The organism is Vibrio sp. T3Y01 (assembly GCF_013114525.1).
GTDB classification, from domain to species: Bacteria; Pseudomonadota; Gammaproteobacteria; order Enterobacterales; family Vibrionaceae; genus Vibrio; species Vibrio chagasii_B.
This window is the reverse complement of record NZ_VTXJ01000002.1, coordinates 130,642-145,593: the sequence shown is the minus strand read 5'-3', so window position 1 is coordinate 145,593 and position 14,952 is coordinate 130,642. Positions and strand designations below refer to the sequence as shown.

At 45.7% G+C, this 14,952-nt stretch carries 16 protein-coding genes; 15 read left to right on the top strand and 1 reads right to left on the bottom strand.

From position 1 onward, the window contains the following. The first annotated feature begins 5 nt into the window (after positions 1-5). The 7 genes from fliF (at position 6) to F0232_RS03110 (ending at position 5,912) form a co-directional block, all read left to right on the top strand. Entirely contained in the window at positions 6-1,679 is a 1,674-nt protein-coding gene (gene fliF, locus F0232_RS03140) for a flagellar basal-body MS-ring/collar protein FliF (RefSeq protein WP_105058593.1), read from the top strand. A 32-nt stretch (positions 1,680-1,711) separates the two neighbouring features. Next, positions 1,712-2,716 (top strand): FliG C-terminal domain-containing protein, encoded by a 1,005-nt coding sequence (locus F0232_RS03135; RefSeq protein ID WP_105058592.1) that lies wholly within the window; start codon positions 1,712-1,714, stop codon positions 2,714-2,716. A gap of 13 nt (positions 2,717-2,729) precedes the next feature. After that, on the top strand, positions 2,730-3,737 hold the full coding sequence (locus F0232_RS03130; RefSeq protein ID WP_105058591.1) for a hypothetical protein: 1,008 nt from the start codon (positions 2,730-2,732) through the stop codon (positions 3,735-3,737). Between the two features lie 61 nt (positions 3,738-3,798). Next, on the top strand, positions 3,799-4,086 hold the full coding sequence (locus F0232_RS03125) for a flagellar biosynthesis anti-sigma factor FlgM (RefSeq protein ID WP_061031954.1): 288 nt from the start codon (positions 3,799-3,801) through the stop codon (positions 4,084-4,086). Continuing rightward, positions 4,076-4,495: a hypothetical protein gene (locus F0232_RS03120; protein WP_105058590.1), complete on the top strand. Its 420-nt coding sequence runs from the start codon at positions 4,076-4,078 to the stop codon at positions 4,493-4,495. Before F0232_RS03125 ends, F0232_RS03120 begins: the two co-directional genes overlap by 11 nt. Positions 4,496-4,508: 13 nt before the next feature. Continuing rightward, complete coding sequence (gene flgA / locus F0232_RS03115) at positions 4,509-5,216, top strand: flagellar basal body P-ring formation chaperone FlgA (protein ID WP_061032390.1); 708 nt, start codon at positions 4,509-4,511, stop codon at positions 5,214-5,216. 180 nt (positions 5,217-5,396) lie between these two features. Beyond that, positions 5,397-5,912 (top strand): glycine zipper 2TM domain-containing protein, encoded by a 516-nt coding sequence (locus tag F0232_RS03110; protein ID WP_105058589.1) that lies wholly within the window; start codon positions 5,397-5,399, stop codon positions 5,910-5,912. Positions 5,913-6,077: 165 nt separating this feature from the next. Here F0232_RS03110 and F0232_RS03105 read toward each other — a convergent pair whose 3' ends face one another. Beyond that, positions 6,078-8,165 (bottom strand): flagellar biosynthesis protein FlhA, encoded by a 2,088-nt coding sequence (locus F0232_RS03105; protein ID WP_105058588.1) that lies wholly within the window; start codon positions 8,163-8,165, stop codon positions 6,078-6,080. Between the two features lie 165 nt (positions 8,166-8,330). On the opposite strand from F0232_RS03105, the gene F0232_RS24990 reads away from it, so the two are divergent. The 8 genes from F0232_RS24990 to motA all read left to right on the top strand — a co-directional run bounded on the left by F0232_RS24990 (position 8,331) and on the right by motA (position 14,946). Next, positions 8,331-9,515, top strand: coding sequence for a flagellin (locus tag F0232_RS24990; protein ID WP_081090315.1), 1,185 nt, complete (start codon positions 8,331-8,333; stop codon positions 9,513-9,515). Between the two features lie 95 nt (positions 9,516-9,610). After that, positions 9,611-10,933, top strand: a complete 1,323-nt coding sequence (fliD, locus tag F0232_RS03095) for a flagellar filament capping protein FliD (RefSeq protein WP_061031958.1) — start codon at positions 9,611-9,613, stop codon at positions 10,931-10,933. A 10-nt stretch (positions 10,934-10,943) separates the two neighbouring features. Further along, positions 10,944-11,348 (top strand): flagellar export chaperone FliS, encoded by a 405-nt coding sequence (gene fliS / locus F0232_RS03090; protein WP_061031959.1) that lies wholly within the window; start codon positions 10,944-10,946, stop codon positions 11,346-11,348. Beyond that, positions 11,332-11,631, top strand: a complete 300-nt coding sequence (locus F0232_RS03085) for a hypothetical protein (RefSeq protein ID WP_105058587.1) — start codon at positions 11,332-11,334, stop codon at positions 11,629-11,631. The genes fliS and F0232_RS03085 overlap by 17 nt, the downstream gene beginning before the upstream one ends. Positions 11,632-11,633: 2 nt before the next feature. Then, entirely contained in the window at positions 11,634-12,932 is a 1,299-nt protein-coding gene (locus F0232_RS03080; RefSeq protein WP_105058586.1) for a flagellar hook-length control protein FliK, read from the top strand. 2 nt (positions 12,933-12,934) lie between these two features. Continuing rightward, the gene (locus F0232_RS03075) at positions 12,935-13,369 is read left to right on the top strand and encodes a flagellar biosynthesis sigma factor (protein WP_105058585.1); all 435 of its coding nucleotides are present in this window, start codon (positions 12,935-12,937) and stop codon (positions 13,367-13,369) included. A gap of 9 nt (positions 13,370-13,378) precedes the next feature. Next, positions 13,379-14,086 carry a sigma-70 family RNA polymerase sigma factor gene (locus F0232_RS03070; RefSeq protein ID WP_061031963.1) on the top strand — a complete coding sequence of 236 codons (708 nt, stop codon included), beginning with the start codon at positions 13,379-13,381 and terminating at the stop codon, positions 14,084-14,086. Next, positions 14,074-14,946: a flagellar motor stator protein MotA gene (gene motA / locus F0232_RS03065; protein ID WP_102423999.1), complete on the top strand. Its 873-nt coding sequence runs from the start codon at positions 14,074-14,076 to the stop codon at positions 14,944-14,946. Before F0232_RS03070 ends, motA begins: the two co-directional genes overlap by 13 nt. The last annotated feature ends 6 nt before the right edge of the window (positions 14,947-14,952 follow it).

Genomic DNA, 14,952 nt, shown 5'->3' with positions numbered 1-14,952 from the left:
TAGCGATGGCAGGAGAAGCAGAAACTCAACCCGCGTTGACCAATAATATGGGAGCCGCCAAAGAGAAGCTCACGGAAGCCTCTGGTTGGCTCACCATGTTTTGGCAGAGTTCACAGCGCAACGTCATTATCATCACTATTTTTGCGACGATCACAGCGGCGATTATCGTGATTATGTTGTGGACGTCATCGGAAAGGTTTAGACCCCTCTATAGTAAATCGGCGAACTTCGACTCTAGCCAAGTGCTACATATGTTGGACGAGGAATCAATACGTTACCAACTGAGTCAGGACGATGGACAAATACTGGTTCCCGAAGGCGATGTCGCCAAGATCCGGATGATATTGGCGTCGAAAGGCTTAAAAGAACAATTGCCAAGTGGTTTTGATTCACTGGATAGCTCAAAGAGCCTTGGTGAAAGTCAGTTTATGGAAAACGCTCGTTATCGCCATGCTTTAGAGGGCGAGCTAGCACGCAGTATCACCACCATGAGTGCCGTGAGCTTAGCTCGTGTTCATTTAGCGATACCCAAAGAAAGCCTGTTTATGCGCGATGACGCTGAGCAGCCGAGAGCCTCTGTGATTGTCCATATTATCAATGGGATGGACCTCAAGCCGACGCAGGTTGAATCAATCATTAACTTGGTGTCTGGCGCGGTCATAGGGCTTAAATCGGAACACGTGCGAGTGGTCGATCAACACGGTCGTTTGTTATCGAATGACGCGACGGTTGGGGACATTACCGTGACGACAGGCAAGCAATCCGATTACAAACGTAACCTTGAAAAAACCTTGGTTGCTCAAGCGACCGATATGCTGACTCCGATTCTCGGTGCGGCTAATTTTCGAGTGCAAATTGCCAGTGATATTGATTTCTCTAAGGTGGAAGAAACAGAAGAGATCTACGCTGATCCCGTGGTCCGAAAAGAGACCTTACTGAGTGACATGAACGAGTCTTCGATGGCGCTCGGTATTCCGGGGGCATTGAGCAACACACCACCAGTGACCGATGGAGAGCCTCAACCAGAGCCCAACGCTAAGGTTAATCGAAGTGAAACATCACGTGATTATGCGGTGAGTGGCAAGGTTCGCCATACTCAGCACCAGCAAGGTGTCTTGCAGAACCTTTCGGTTTCTATTGTGGTCAACGATTTAGCGAACCCCAATCAAACTTGGACTACTGAAGAGCTTACTAATGTTGAGAATGTGGTTCGTTCGGCCATCGGTTTTAATACTGAGCGCGGCGACAGTATTCACATCACTCACTTCCCTTTTGTGATTGCGAGTATTCCAGAGCAAGCACCGATAGCTTGGTTTGAGAACACGCACATCATGCAGCCTCTCAAATATCTGCTGGGTGTGATGCTCAGTGGTTTGATGATCATGGTGGTGCTACGACCTCTTGCTCAATATCTCACTAAGTCAGCGGAGCAAGAAGAGTTGGAAGCGGAAAGCATGGAATACGATGACGTCATTACCAAAGAGGAGCGTGCCGCCGATGCTGCATTGCAATCCAAACTGGAATCGCTAGGTATTGATGCGACCGGTATTAAAGCACTCGATGACAACTTGCCATCTGCAGATAGCCCACTCGAAGTTCAAATTAAACATCTCAAGCTCATCGCAAAAGAGGATCCGAATAGGGTGGCTGAAATTTTACGTACTTGGATACAAGCATAACGAACTAAATAAAAGTCAGTAGGAGAAGGTGCATGGATGGCAAACAAACCTATCAATCAGTGGACGGCGTTGCGATGTTGGTGCTCACGATGGGAGAAGACATCGGTTCTGAGGTACTCAAAGGCTTTACCCATGAAGAGATAAAACAGATCACTCATGCCATGAGTAAGATGAAGGACATCAAAGCCAAGGATGCCTTGGTCTCTTTGTCGGGTTTTTTTGATGATTTTCGTAAGCACTCCGGGATTCTCGGCGGGACACGACAATACATCACCAATGTGTTGGAAAAGACGTTAAACGGTAATTTGGCGAGAGATCTAGTATCGGAGATTTATGGTGACGAGATCCGCTCACATGCTGAAAAGCTGGCGTGGATTCCTCCGGAACTCTTGGTTAATGATCTTAAAAAAGAGCACATTAACCTGCAAGCGCTGTTGATTGCCCACCTCCCTTTGGAATACAGCGGTCGTGTCATGGATGAATATGAGGAAGAAGAGTGCCACGCGTTAATATTGCAAATATCTAAGACGCAGGTACTCACCTCTGGTCTGATGGAGACACTAAAAGACCTTATCGATCGCTGCAAAATCAATTATCACAGTGGCGGGTCTGCCAGCTTGCAAGGTTCGAAAGTAGTCGCGAACCTCATCAACCGTTATTCCGGTGACAAAAGCAATTTATTCCAATTCCTTCATGATCAAGACGCTGAAGCCGCAGAACTGGTGGAAGAGGCGATGTTTGATTTCTTCACCCTATTCAATCAAGACCTAGAGACTATCAACCTGATTAACGAAAGAGTAAGCCTAGAGCAATGGGCTTATGCTCTGAAAGGTACCAATAAAGATTGCCGCCTTTACATCATTAACTCTATGCCACACCGGGTATCGACAGAGCTTAAAGAAAATCTGGTGCGTATTGGTGCGGTACCAGTCAGTCAGGTGGAGCAAGCACGTAAAGATATCATTGAAATTGTCAAACAAATGCAATCGGAAGAGATCATCAAGCTGAACTTTGCTAACGAGCCAAGGTTGACCTAATTGGAGAGGCAGTATGAAACTCACGGGTATTACGCAGCGCAAGAATCAAGTGAATCCGACAACGACAGGAAAGATTAAGAAGCCGGAAAAGCTGACCAGCAACAAGCCGAATAATGCACTCATTCGACAGCAAATGGTGCAAATGAACTTGCAAGAAAGGCCTAAGCTGATTGCTGAGGTCGCCGACTCTCACAAAATGTACAGCAGGCTCATGATGGCCGGGGAAGTGTTACGAACAGTGGCGAGTGAGTTGATTAAGCTGCGCCAGTTAGCCGAGCTGAAACAATACAACCCTGAACAAGCCAACCATATTGATGTCATTAAGAAAAAACTGGTGTTTTGGAGTCAGAAACGGTTGTTTGGTGACTATGTGGTGGATTCAAGTTTTGCACCGATTCAAGGCGATAACCCTTTTATCGAGTTCACGGTTCCGGGGCTCGACTTACAGCGAGAGCGGTTTCGTGATGAGGTTGTCTCTCTGTACATCAATAACCGCTTGATACCGTTAGCGTTTGAACGCTCTGAAGACAGAGAGGTATTGTTAGAACAATTCAAGATGATGTTTGCTTATGCGCATTTGCAGCTCAGAATTAATGCACAACAAGAGTTCGTGATCGGCATTCGAGACCAACAATGGCGATTGTGGGATGGGCAGGTCTTTGTTTCGGGCCAAGGTGGTCGCTATGCTGAAGGACCACCGATTGCGGTACAGGCTCAAGCTCGCTATCCGGTGTTGGACGACATCAGTCGCTTGTTGGTCAATGAGCCGGGTTCGAATCAACAAATCGATGCTTTACTTGAACGGGTCAATAAACTGTATTTGGCATTATCGAAGATGTTGAAAATGAAAAGGCAAAAAGCTGACCAGCTTATCGCGTTTTGTTCACACCCAGAGTTGCACAAATTAGGCAGTTTTAAACATCAGTTAGTGAGTAATCCAGAGTTGTCGCTGAAGTCAATTCATCGCGGCTTTAGCGGGCCAACCAGAGACAATGTAATCAAACTATTGAGAAAAAGGTGAAACAGAGACGAAATACTGCCGTTATAGTTAATTAGTAGTGCAGCAAAATGGGTAGGCAGAGATGAGTCAAATTAAGGTCGACAATGTGAAACACGTTGTGCCTCATACTCAGGTAGATGTGGTTCAAAACAAAAAGACAGAGCCGGATCAAAAAGCGAAGGTGAAGCCGATTAACCTCTCTCAACATGAAGTGGAGTTACTCGATAATACCAAGAGCCTTTTTGACGGTGTAGATGATATCGATACGGCTAAAGTCGAGCAGATTAAAGCGCAAATTTCCGCGGGAGAGTTAGTGTTTGATATGGATGAACTAGCGAAAGTCATTACGAGACTGGATCATGGAACGTAGAAGCGACCTGATTGGTTACATTACCTATGGTCAGCATGTGCTGGCGTTGTCAGGCGAGTTGTCTGCACGTCTAGATGACATTCGTGTGGCGATATTAAACCGCGAGTATCAGAAGCTGGAATCGCTCAATCAAGCGTTCACGTCACTGACTCAACGGCTAGCAGACGCTGACGATAAGCGATTTGCTCTGGCCAAGCGACTGGGGTGTGAAGACAGACAGTACGCAAAAAGTATGCAGGCTCGGCTCAAAGGAAAAGCACTACAACGTGTTCAAACTTTGGATGCGGAAATTGAGCTGACTATCAAGCAGTGCAAAACTAAGTTGGCGCGCCAAGGCAGCGTCATGGTGATGCAGCATCAAGCAATGGAAGAGGCGCTTGGTAAGCATCAACTAAGGGTCAATGTTTAGGTTGAGGCGGTGTATGGCTAAGTTATTAAAGCTAGCTAGTACATGGCTGTTCGCCCTTGGTTATGTGACCAAGGTGAGCGCAGAAGTCGGTAACATTACTCTTGAACAACAACTTTCCACTCAAATCCAATCGCTCATTGAGCAAACCATTCGTTACCGTTATCCCCAGCAGTATCAATTGGATATTCAGATTCGCTTTTCTCGAGCTATTCATCAGCTACCACAGTGTAGCGAGTCGGTTGAAGTCACGCACAGAAGTAAAATCAAGCTTGGTAAACAAAAGTGGAACGTGCGCTGTGAGCCAGAGAGATGGACCCTTTCAGCGACCTCCACGTCGACAATAACCGTCTGGACTGCGACAGCCAATAAGGCGCTTAAGAAGGGCCAAAGACTGACGCATGACGATATTGCGATTGAACCTATCAAACTCTACAAAGACCAAAAAGTGTTCTTCAAGGCTAACGAAATCGCTGGCAGCAAAATCAAGCGCTCAGTAAACAAGGGCGATTTATTGACTACATCTTCTATGTATTTGGATTATGACGTTGAAAAGGGGCACGCTGTGGATGTGGTTTTTCAATCGAAAAGTATCCGTTTAGAAACGTTAGGAATGGCGTTGGAAAGTGGGCTGATAGGCGATACGGTCTCAATTAAGAACCAACAATCTGGAAAGTTGTTACGCGGCGTCGTCATTGAAAAAAATAGAGTTCGAGTATTCTAAATCCTCCCGTAATCTACGTTTGTATAGTAAATCACCACGCCATGATAATAATTTTACAGTGTGATTATCTGGCTCTGACTCTTCACCAGACAATGACATAGAATTCATTCACCGCTGAAATATCACTAATTTTAATCCTTATTATGCCCTCCGATACAAAAACATAATTAAGGAAAGACAATGAAAATCAAAGCAGTGGTAATGGCAGCAACAACCGTAGTGACACTCTCAGCGTGTAAAGAGGAAGCTTCTGCCCCAACACTTGCCAATATTACGTTAGTTGAGGCCGTCACTAAATCGGTCAAGACTCCTCATCAGGTTTGCCACAATGTGCTGGTTACTCGACAAGCTGAGGTGAAAGATGAAGCCAAGATTATAGGCACGATCGGCGGCGCTGCTGCTGGGGCAGCTTTGGGCAACCAAGTTGGAGGTGGCTCAGGAAAAACCATCGCGACTGCCGTTGGCACGGTAGCAGGTGCAATGACAGGGCGTAAGATTCAAGATAACGCACAGAAAAACGATACAATAACGACCACTGAGCAACGCTGCAGCACCGAATACACCACATCGACACAAGTTGATGGATACGATGTGACTTACGAAATTGGCGGTGCCTCGACAACCGTACGTTTGGCTAAAAAGCCAACCATAAACACTTTCCCAATCGTCTCAGGTCAGGTTGTCTTACCTCAATAGGATGAATAGATTCCCGCGTGGTGAATGGTGAATGGTGAATGGTGAACCCATTCTTTAGTCAGCGTGTTTTACCATTCATTGGCTTCGCGGGAAGGTCAATGGGTAAAGAGGTCCATCAATAGGCTTTCTTGAGCTTGGATGGGCTTCTTTCTTGCCTCTTATGACTTATTCCACATCCCCCAATACGTTCAACCCATACTCATTTGGGATCTCGTTGTAACTCAACACAATCAGCTCTTTGGCAAAGGCTTTTGCTAACTTGGCGATCATTGGGCGTGTCGTAGGCGGCACAACTATGACCGGTGGCAGGTTTTGGCTCTGCATGGTTTGTACTATGGTCGGCATGCGGTTTTGGAACTTTTGCAAGATAGTCGGTTCAACAGGAATCGAGTCGAGAGGGATATTGGGGTCGCTTTGCTGACTCAAAGAGATCGCGCCTTTTAATTCACCTTCTAAGGTTGCTCCAATAATGAAAGCATGAATGGTCTTGCTGTTTGGTGAGATCAAATTGACGATGGTTCGTTTTAACGCGACCCGAATATTAGAGGACAGCAAGATCGGGTCCTTTATGGTGTCGACGCTTTCAATAATGGTATTAGCGATCGTCCTTACGTTAATGATAGGCACTTGTTGAGCCAGTAACTGACGGATGACCTGCATTTGTAGGTTCGGGCTAATGACGCTTGCTAGGTTCTCTGCAAGCTCAGGATGCTGCAGAGCAAGTCGTTGGTTGAGGGCTTTTACATCATCGTAATTGAAGATGTTGTCTAGGTGTTCACTGCATACTTTGCTGACGTGGGTCGCGATAACATCATGTACTTCAATGACCTGAAATCCATAGTTGATCGCCTTGGTTTTGTCGCCTTTTTTAATCCATAGGGCTGGAAGCTGATAAGCAGGGTCGATGCCAACAATGCCATCCAGATCTGGGTGGTCAATGTGGTTGCCGACTGCCATCGCTTTATCGGCATACACCTCACCACGCTCAATCTCATCACCATCAATGCTAATTGCGTACTCAGAAGGCTTGAGTGAAAGGTTGTCGGTGATCACCACCTCTGGCATCACAAAGCCTATTTGTTCACTGAGTGTTTTTCGGCTACCACGGATACTTTTAATTAAATTGCCGCCTTTTTGTGAGCTCGCCAAAGGAACCAATTTGAAGCCTAACGACAAAGCGATCACATCGACGTTGGGAATAATGCTCCAGTCGATGGTGTTTTCTTGGTGGGGCTGAGGAAGCGTATCTAAATCGGGGCTGGTTTCGGGTGTCACATGCTGAAATTTCGATTGTCTCCAGCCGACAAACGCTAGCAAGACGGCAAAGGTATAAAACGCTAAATGCGGCATGTTTGGAACGCTACCAATAACAAACATAACCCCTGCTGCCATGTATAAGTTGTTCGGTGACGCAAGTAACTGCCTTTTGACCGTTTGCGCCATGTCGTTATCGTTGTCACTGATTCTCGTCACTATGATAGCGGCAGAGGTGGCCAGCAACAGCGATGGAATTTGAGCAACCAGGCCATCACCAATCGTTAGTAGGGCATAGGTTTGAAAAGCCGCTTCTGCGCTGAGGTTGTGCTCAAAAATGCCTATCAGCACCCCACCGATTAAGTTGATGAATAGAATCAATAGCCCGGCAATTGCATCACCACGAACAAACTTACTGGCACCGTCCATTGCGCCATAGAACTCAGCCTCTTCTCCTACTTCTAAACGTCGAGTTTTCGCTTCTTTCTGATCGATTGCGCCTGCATTTAAGTCGGCATCAATGGCCATTTGTTTCCCTGGTAGGGCATCCAGAGTAAAGCGCGCAGATACTTCGGAGATCCGTTCGCCCCCTTTGGTGATAACTACAAAGTTAATGATCATCAAGATCACGAACACCACGATACCGACAACGTAGCTCCCGCCGATAACCACTTCACCGAAGGATTGAATGACCTTACCTGCGGCGTCTCCGCCATTATGACCTTCGAGTAGAACAATACGAGTAGAGGCGACGTTAAGAGTTAATCGAAGCAAGGTTGCGACAAGCAATAGTGATGGAAATATAGAGAAATCAAGCACTCGCGAAACGGTGCTGCTGACCAGTAAGACAACAATGGCAAGCATGATGTTAAAGGTAAAAAACGCATCCAATAGAATAGGTGGCAGCGGCAAAATCACCATCGCCAAGATCATGAGCAACACAATTGGAATTGTTAGCCTTGCAGCCATTGCATTAAATACGTGTCTCATAACAACCATTATTATGAATATTGTTGATTAATATACTAGGATATTTTTACGCACTTCTCATTTTTGAGTCTTGCTATTTTTAAATTTAGTGATCTTTTTTCGAAAAATATGAAATGAAAATTTTCCTCTGTCGTTAACAGTTAGTGAACAGCAAACACAGATGGGGAACATCAGATGGCTATATCAGTACATACAAATTACGCAAGCTTAGTGACTCAAAATACATTGCAGTCGACCAACAATGCGTTAACTAAATCAATGGAAAAACTGTCCACCGGCTTTCGAATTAACTCAGCTGCGGATGATGCGGCGGGTTTGCAAATTGCTAACAGATTAAATCTTCAAAGCCGAGGCTTGAATGTCGCAATGCGAAATTCACAAGATGCGATCTCTATGATGCAAACGGCAGAAGGTGCAATGGATGAAATGACCAATATTGCTTATCGAATGAGTGACTTAGCAACGCAAGCGGCTAATGGTACATATACTGATGACGACCGCCAGGCGCTGGATGCTGAGTTTGGGCAGCTTGCAAGTGAGTTATCTAATATTTTTAACAATACCAGTTTTGGTGGTAAATCGCTTTTGACCGGAGTCGACTCTTTCGGAGTCGCAGGTGGTGTAACTTTTCAAATTGGTGATAAAGCTACGAATACATTAGATGTAGATTTAAACCAAGAGTTGAGTGGCGTTTCAAGCTTTACTACAGGCTTTAATGCGGTGTTTGCTGAGCAGAGAGCTGCAGCGAGTGCCGACTTTCAGGCTGAAGCGGATAACTTCGCTACCGGAGCCACCACGACAGTATTAGGTGATGGTGTGGATGCTGGTGGTATTACAGGCACCTATGATGATTTTGCCGATTTGAAGGCTAAAGCTGAATTGGACGAAGGGACGTCACAAGCTGATTTAGCAATCGTGCTTGACGATATCGCAATAAGTGTCAGTTCTCGTATTGCGGCGAATGCTGGTGCTGGGGGTATATACGACACGGCAGCTTCAGGGCTAGCGTTGGGTGCTGGTACAGAGTATGCAGATCTTATGGCCGGAACCGCAGGTACTTTGTCTATCTCTACACAAAGTGCAGCTAACTCAACAATTGATGATATGAGCACGTTAATCAGTAATATTGGTGAGGCTAGAGCCAAATTTGGCGCAAATATCAATCGCTTAGATCACACTATTACCAATCTTGGCAATATCACAGAGAACCTCGATACATCGAGAGGTCGTATTATGGATACCGATTTTGCTTATGAGTCCGGCATGATGAGTAAGTCTCAAATGCTTATGCAATCAGGTGCTTCTATGCTGAGTGCATCGAAGATGGTGCCGCAGTTGGCGATGAGCCTACTGGGCTAGTTTGAGCAGTAATTGTTTTCGCAGTAACGGCTACATACATAGCCGAACACTAGGAGGGTAGAGCTGTACCTCCTATAGAATTAAGGGGAAGGGTTATGAACGTTGACGCGGTTCAGTTAGCCAGTAATTTTGCCAGTTTAGACGTGCAGCCATTTGAATTTCGTTATAACCAAAAGCTGTCGATGATTGCTTCTAAAACATCCGCTATCGGTAAAGTTAAAACGGCCCTTCAATCTTTAGAAAACAAGATCTATGAATTTACGAAACCGGGCTCCAGTCTCACTCAAACGTCAACTTCGACATCGAGTGATGACTATTTCTCTCTCTCCGTCGATTCTGGTGTGAATGACATCAACTTAGATGTTTTTGTGCAACAAATGGCTTCCAATCATCAAGTGGTTTTTGATGCCAACTCGGTCGATTCAAATGATGTGATGGCGTCGGGAGGTGTATTTTCTGTCACTCAAGACGGCGTTACTACAGACATCAATATTATGGATGCAGACACTGACGTAAGTGGTGATGTTACGTATAGCGAGTTTGTCAGTTACTTCAATGATCAATTTGACGGTTCTATTCAAGCTACTCTCGTTAAGTCGCAAGGGGCGATGAAAGTGCTGTTTGGTTCTGAAAATGAGGGTGCTGACGCTGCTTTTACTTTGTCTGCAGATGCAGCAAGTGGTTGGGACACAGTCGTCGCGACAGCAAGCGCCGCTCCCATGCAAACCGCCCAAGATGCGGTGATCGCACTCGGTGGTGAGTTTGGAACTCAACTTACTAACTCAAGTAATACCTTTGAATCGCTCATCGATGGGGTCGACCTTACGCTGACTAAAGCGAACAACACCGGAGATTCAGCGACAAAGATTGAAATAGGCGATGATCTCTCTGCCACAGTGGCTTCCTTACAAGAATTTGTCGACGCCTATAACAGTGCCGTTACTAAGATCACTAACCTAACTGCTTCTGGTAATGAGGATGAAGCAAGGGGAGTGTTGGCTTCAGATAGCGCAGTGCGCAGCATTGAAAATCAACTGGCTAGCGTTATTCGTGATGATTACAACGGTACTCGCTTGTTTGAGTTAGGGCTCGAAATCGACCGTGATGGCAAGCTTAGCCTGGACTCTAGCAAATTCGAAAGTGCGGCAGCGACGGTCGATTTTGAAACGCTATTTACCGGAAGCGGTGGAGTTTTTGAAGCGTTTGAAAGCAAACTTGAAACCTATATCGACTTCTCCAACGGCTCCCTCAATCGACGAATAGATACGCTCGACAATGAAAAGAGCCGCATTAGTGACGCCTTAGCGGCGCTCGATACTCGCTATGAGACTTACTACAACCGCTACTTGTCTCAGTTTACTCAACTGAACTCACTCAGTAGTCAATTGGATTCGGTATCTGGACTTTTCACGATTTAAGGAGCAACACATGCTTTTAGGGAAACAGCAGCAAGCCAATTATGCCAATGTTCAAGTGACGGCGAATGCTTCAGTGTCGTCGAGCTTTGAATTGATTTGTATGTTACATGAGCGACTGATTCAAGAGTTAGAAAGTGTCAAATTCTCAATTGAAACCAAAGACTTGGAACTCAAATCCAAAGCAACACAAAAATCGATTGATATCTTAGTCGGGCTCGATGCGTCTCTGGATTTATCGAGCGGGGAAGAGCTTATTCAAAACATACACGCCTTATATGAGCACGCCATAGCGACTGTATTTGAGGCATCAAAAGAGATGAATCCCGAGCTGATCGTTAAGTTGATTGGCGTCGTGACTGATCTGAAAGAGGGTTGGGAAGGTGCCATGGAGTGGCTTGATGAAGCCCAGTCCTAAACAGCTAGAACGTCTTGTCAGTAAGTTAGAGGATGCAGCAAATCGTAAAAAATTTGCTGAGATCGCGAAGCTTAACCTGCTAGTGAAAAAGGTGCTTGGAACCGTTGAACAGTCGCACCCTGACTATGTTGTTATCGTTAGGCGACTTAAGGTGGTTCATGAGCAATGCCGAATCTTGGTGAACCATGAGCAAGCCATATTAAAACAGCAGCTTAGTAACAATATCAGTCTACGTGAACGTGACAAAGCCTATGCTCAGACACAGGTCAGAGCGGGAGAGTAATTATGGAATTGCAAGCACAAACGTCGTCTTATCGAGGCAGTTTGGATTTACTGTCGACGGCAAGTTCTTCGGTGAAAAGTAACACCGCGAGTACGTTATCGGCGCCTCTAGTCTTTGACCACTTAGCTTCTGATCCTTTAGCTTCTGAACGATTGGCTTCAGAACTGGGCGAGATACGTATGACGCCTCTTGCACAGTCTTTTCAGTCGCTATTTTCGGTACTCGACCAGGTGAGTTCGTCTATGGCTGCAAGCTCTCCAGATCCTGCTTATCTCACCACCTCCCGTTCTTCTGAAGGCATAGCTGGTGTTTCTCACTCGGTACTCTCTTACTCACAACTATCTAATTCTGAATTATTGAATCCTGAGCTTGATACCACTCACTCTTACTTACCTTTAGCTCAACTGGAATTACAAGCGCAAGGGTTGAACCTGAGTGATAGAGCGGCGGTGCCGCCGGTCAATTCGACACAAGAGCTTGTGTTGCAATCACAGATTCAACCACCGCAGTTAAGTGCGATTGCTCGTTTTGTTACCCAGCAGTTGGAATTGATGAATCAAAGACGGGGAGCGGGTTTTGAATTCGGTTCAACGAGCAGCGCTTTATTGTTTTCTAAAGGCGTGGAATATTCAGGGACTGATTGGCAAGCGAGCACGCCTTCATTTGTTGGTCACACGCCCAATAGTTACACCTCCTCTGAGCTTGCTTTGTCGTCTAATCATCAGATGGCCAGCTCAATGTTCAACGCCACTCCTGCAAGCCTCAAATTAGGAGCTATTTCCAACACACCGCTGTTAACGGGGCTGCCCCTAGTTGAAGCGGTTAATACTACCAGTGATAGTAGCCATGTTAGGGCGATGGCCCCGATGGTAGAGGCGACCAAAGAGTTTAGTTTAGAGAGCCAGAGGCAGATACATCAAGTCTTGAGAGACAAGATCCAGCTTCAGTTCGATACGTTAAATCAGGCGGCTCGAATTCGTTTTGATCCACCTGAGTTAGGCAAGGTAGAGATGTACATTCGCATGGAAGGTGACAAAGTAAATATCCAAATGAGTGCATCATCGGCGCTAACCAGAGAGGCGATCTTAGCGACATCGGAGCGTTTGCGACACGAATTGATTTCGCAAAATTCAGAGTTGTCTGAGGTGAACATTAGTCTTGACCAACCTAGCCACCATCAACCTGAGTCGAAGCAACAAAATCAGCCGTTCGAACAAGAACGCCTATCCTCTAGTGATGCTCATACGCAAGATCAACCCGAGTATGTACTGGAATACCAAGCATATATTGCGAGGGTCTGAACATGATTAAAGTTTTCATCACCTTTGCTTTAACTCTCGCATTATGTGTGACCGGATTTTGGTTTTATCAAACCAATCAACTGAATATGGGACTGTTGAATTCATGGTTAACCCCAAGTGAGCCAGAACCGGCTCCAACGCAACAGATCGAGGTTCAGTTAGAAAATGTACTCGTACCGATTAACCTAGGTAACCGACAAAGCCTGCTGTTGCTGGATGTCTCTATGTTTACGCCGGAGCGGAACAGTGGTTACGTGCACGAGCAGCTCAGTCGAATCAAAAATCGAATCATAAAAAAATTCAGTGTGAAGGAGGCGTCTTACTTCTATAACAAGCAGTTTATTTATGTCATTCAAGACGATTTAAAGGACGATTTGGACGAGTTACCCAGCTTACAAGTGGGTGATGTGCTTGTGACGAAAGCGGTATTTCAATAGGTCGTCATCATGTTAATGCAGCCTAAATATCAACATACCCAAACCGATGACCAGGCGACGCTACAGGAGCTTGAGAAGTTGGTATTGCAGCAAAACATTAAGTTGATTAATGGGTTGCTGTATCAATATCGCTATGCGGTGGATGAGGGCACGTTTGAAGATCTGAAACAGACCGCCATGATGACCTTAGTGATTGAATTGAGAAAGTTTGACCATGTGGCTAATGATGATTTTCGCCGTGCAGTTGCGGTGCGTATTCGTGGTGAATTGATCGATGAATTGCGTCGACGTGACTACATGGAGCGTGATAAACGCCAGTTGGTGAATCGCATCAAACATGCCGAGCGACAGTTACTCCAGCAACTCGGGAGGGAGCCAACCAGCAATGAAGTCTGTCGACATTTAGGGGTTGAAGCGAGCGATTATCAGCAAGCTATGACTCTCGTGGATGTGTTTGATGATATCGAGCTGGAGTCGGTGGTAACCGCTGTACCTGAAACCGACAAAGAAGTGCTGTTTAACGAGGTGAAAGAGGTGTTGAACTCGCTCCCTGCAATGGAGCAGCGGATTTTGTACCTGGTTTATGTGAAGAGCTTGAGCACCAAAGAGACAGCGTTGGTCCTTGATATCAATGAGATTAAGGTACACCGACTCAAGCATCGAGGCTTGGACATTCTCAAAAGCAGAATTAAGGAGAGTGATGTATGCAAAAGTTAATCGGTATTGTCGTTGTATTGAGTGTGATTTTTGGCGGCTTCATTTTCCTTGGTGGTAAGTTTGAGTTCATCTTTAAGCTATCAGAGATCATCATTATTTTTGGTGCGGCCTTTGCCAGTTTGCTGATGTCTACGACCTCTTCAACGCTTAAATTGATGGTTCAACAGATTGGTATTGCGTTTCGCTCGACCCCTTACAACAAGGACTATTATCAGCAGTTGTTGTCATTGATGTTTGAGCTGATCAATACCGCGAGAGTGAAGAACATCAAAGCGTTGGACATTCATGTGGAGAATCCTGAATCAAGCAAGATCTTCGCGAAGTATCCTCGAATTGCCAAAGACGCGCTGACCACACAATTTATTATCGATTCGTTCCGTCAGGTGATTACGGGTAAGCAGTCTCAACATTTACTTGAGGCGTTTCTTGAAGAAGAAATTGAACATCTAGAAGACGAATATACTAAGCCGTCAGAGAAACTGCATGCCACAGCTGAGGCGATGCCAGGGTTAGGGATCTTAGCGGCGGTGATGGGGATAATTCTCACGATGCAGGGGTTAGATGGTGAGATAAGCGAAATTGGTAAGAACATTGCTGGTGCATTGGTGGGTACTTTCACTGGCGTTTTTGGTTGTTACTGTGTGTTAGGCCCGATGTCGAGCAGCATTAAAGATGTGTCTGAGAATCAGCTAGCGCCTTTGTTGTGTGTTAAGTCGATATTGTCCGCTTATGCGCAAGGGCAGTCGGCTCACATGTGTGCCAATGCCGGTCGAAAAAATATCGAGACGCGCTACAAGCCATCATTTGTTGAACTTGAGAAAGCGGTTGAAGTATTAAGACAGCAACCGTCATCAAGTTAAGGAGAC

Bases quoted from the DNA above. Each gene is read 5' to 3' on its own strand.
- fliF (WP_105058593.1), top strand. From the start codon at position 6: ATGGCAGGAGAAGCAGAAACTCAACCCGCGTTGACCAATAATATGGGA.
- F0232_RS03135 (WP_105058592.1), top strand. From the start codon at position 1,712: ATGGATGGCAAACAAACCTATCAATCAGTGGACGGCGTTGCGATGTTG.
- F0232_RS03130 (WP_105058591.1), top strand. From the start codon at position 2,730: ATGAAACTCACGGGTATTACGCAGCGCAAGAATCAAGTGAATCCGACA.
- F0232_RS03125 (WP_061031954.1), top strand. From the start codon at position 3,799: ATGAGTCAAATTAAGGTCGACAATGTGAAACACGTTGTGCCTCATACT.
- F0232_RS03120 (WP_105058590.1), top strand. From the start codon at position 4,076: ATGGAACGTAGAAGCGACCTGATTGGTTACATTACCTATGGTCAGCAT.
- flgA (WP_061032390.1), top strand. From the start codon at position 4,509: ATGGCTAAGTTATTAAAGCTAGCTAGTACATGGCTGTTCGCCCTTGGT.
- F0232_RS03110 (WP_105058589.1), top strand. From the start codon at position 5,397: ATGAAAATCAAAGCAGTGGTAATGGCAGCAACAACCGTAGTGACACTC.
- F0232_RS03105 (WP_105058588.1), bottom strand. From the start codon at position 8,165: ATGGTTGTTATGAGACACGTATTTAATGCAATGGCTGCAAGGCTAACA.
- F0232_RS24990 (WP_081090315.1), top strand. From the start codon at position 8,331: ATGGCTATATCAGTACATACAAATTACGCAAGCTTAGTGACTCAAAAT.
- fliD (WP_061031958.1), top strand. From the start codon at position 9,611: ATGAACGTTGACGCGGTTCAGTTAGCCAGTAATTTTGCCAGTTTAGAC.
- fliS (WP_061031959.1), top strand. From the start codon at position 10,944: ATGCTTTTAGGGAAACAGCAGCAAGCCAATTATGCCAATGTTCAAGTG.
- F0232_RS03085 (WP_105058587.1), top strand. From the start codon at position 11,332: ATGAAGCCCAGTCCTAAACAGCTAGAACGTCTTGTCAGTAAGTTAGAG.
- F0232_RS03080 (WP_105058586.1), top strand. From the start codon at position 11,634: ATGGAATTGCAAGCACAAACGTCGTCTTATCGAGGCAGTTTGGATTTA.
- F0232_RS03075 (WP_105058585.1), top strand. From the start codon at position 12,935: ATGATTAAAGTTTTCATCACCTTTGCTTTAACTCTCGCATTATGTGTG.
- F0232_RS03070 (WP_061031963.1), top strand. From the start codon at position 13,379: ATGTTAATGCAGCCTAAATATCAACATACCCAAACCGATGACCAGGCG.
- motA (WP_102423999.1), top strand. From the start codon at position 14,074: ATGCAAAAGTTAATCGGTATTGTCGTTGTATTGAGTGTGATTTTTGGC.